This window comes from Streptomyces sp. 13-12-16 (assembly GCF_002114215.1).
Lineage (GTDB): Bacteria > Actinomycetota > Actinomycetes > Streptomycetales > Streptomycetaceae > Streptomyces.
Genome location: NZ_NCTE01000791.1, coordinates 1 through 1,807 on the forward strand (window position 1 = coordinate 1; position 1,807 = coordinate 1,807).

Annotated in this window: 2 protein-coding genes and 1 pseudogene; 1 reads left to right on the forward strand and 2 read right to left on the reverse strand. The window is 73.8% G+C overall.

Translation table 11 applies throughout. The features are described from left to right. On the reverse strand, positions 1-341 hold a 341-nt coding region (locus B7767_RS29035; protein WP_085574756.1), incomplete at its 3' end, for a hypothetical protein. 187 nt (positions 342-528) lie between these two features. Here B7767_RS29035 and B7767_RS29040 point away from each other — a divergent pair. Further along, a complete protein-coding gene (locus B7767_RS29040) occupies positions 529-1,551 on the forward strand; it encodes a chitinase (protein ID WP_085574755.1) in 1,023 nt (340 codons plus the stop codon). 37 nt (positions 1,552-1,588) lie between these two features. On the opposite strand, the pseudogene B7767_RS29045 reads toward B7767_RS29040, so the two are convergent. Continuing rightward, a pseudogene (locus tag B7767_RS29045) lies at positions 1,589-1,807 on the reverse strand (hypothetical protein); the annotation flags it as partial.

Sequence of the window (1,807 nt, forward strand, 5' to 3'; positions counted from 1 at the left end):
GTGGCGCTCGGGGTACCGGCCGGCGGGGACGGCGGTGCGCCGGCCGGGGCCGTCCCGCCCTGCGGACCCGCGCCGCCACCGGGACCCGCCTGACCCTGCCCGACCCCGAACGGCAGCAGCGAGGCCGGCGTGACCGAGATGCCGATGCCCATGAAGGCCATGCCCAGCACGACCGCGTACCCGGCGCAGACGGTCCCCAGGAGCAGGCCGATCCGGCGCAGCAGCCTGGCCCGGCGTCCGGAGGAGTCGACGAAGACGGGTCCTTCGCCGGGCCCGTCAGGGCGTTTGCGGCGACGGCCGCGCGCGGTGGCGCGGCTTTCGATGGCGGGATCGGAGTGCATGGCCCGGACGGTAGGGGCCGTTGTGCGGGAAAAACCCGGCGTTTCCTGTGAGTCTCCCGTGGGACGGCCGCGAACCTCTCCGTCCCCTGAGAATCATCCGGGAACCGGGCGTACATCCTCAGAAAGCACACAGCCCCGTGTGCCACGTTGGCCGTCCACCCGACGTCTCACGAACGGAACGAGCACGATGCGCGGTCCACTGAAGTCCGTTGCCGGGCTCGCCCTCCTCCCGGCCCTGGCCCTGGTCGCGGCCACCGCCGGCTGTTCCGCCGGGGACACCACGACGGACGCGTCCCCGGCGGACCCCACCCCCTCGGCCTCGTCGTCCGCGCCGGTCACCGCGTACGCCCCGTACGTCAGTGCCTCGGCGGCCTCCGGCACCGACTCGGCGGGCTCCCCCACGACGTACAACCTGGCGTTCGTGATCTCCTCCGGCAGCGGCTGCACCCCGTACTGGAACGGTACCCAGGACATCGACGACGAGAGCGTGACGTCCCGGATCGCGGGGCTCACCGGGTCAGGCGCCGACGTCCGGGTCTCCTTCGGCGGCGCCTCCGGGGACGAACTGGCCGCCACCTGCGACACCGCGGAGGAGCTGGCGGAGGCGTACGGCACCGCGCTGGACGCGGCCGGCGCCACCCGCGCCGACTTCGACATCGAGGGCGACGAACTCACCGACTCCGCCTCCGTGGACCTGCGTTCGGAGGCGATCGCGCTGCTCCAGGAGGAGCGCACGGACCTGGAGGTGACGTTCACGCTCCCGGTCATGCCGTCCGGGCTCGACGAGGACGGGCTGGCCCTGCTGGCGTCCGCGAACGACCACGGCGCCCGGGTCGCCACCGTCAACCTCATGACGATGAACTACGGCGAGTCCTACGACGGTGACATGGGCGAGTACGCCCTCACCTCCGCCGAGGCGGCGAACACCCAGCTCCAGGAGGTCTTCGGGCTGTCGGAGGCCGATGCCTGGCGGGGCATGGCGCTCACCTCGATGCTCGGCGTCAACGACGTGGAGGGGGAGACGTTCACGCTCGCGGACGCGGCACAGGTGCGGGCGTTCGCGGAGGAGAAGGGGATCGCGTGGGTGTCGATGTGGTCGGCGTTCCGGGACCGGCAGTGCGGCGAGGACACCTCCGCGGACGACCCGTTGACCGATTGCAGCGGGGTGGAGCAGGAGGACGGGGCGTTCGGGGAGGCGTTCGCGGGGTGAGGACCGGCGCCGCCTCGGAACCGGCCCTCACCACGGGTCAGCGCCGCCGGTACACCAGGCGGCCGCCCACGACGGTGGCCACGCACGTGGACGCGCCGTCCCGCACGAGGGCGTCCCGGTCGGGCACGTCGAACACCGCGAACCGCGCGGGGCTCCCGGCGCCGAGGCCCGGCAGCAGCACGAGGGGAACCGGGGAGAGCGCCGGGGGCCCGGGCAGTGCGGGCGGACGCCCCGCCAGGGCGAGCCCGGCCCTGCG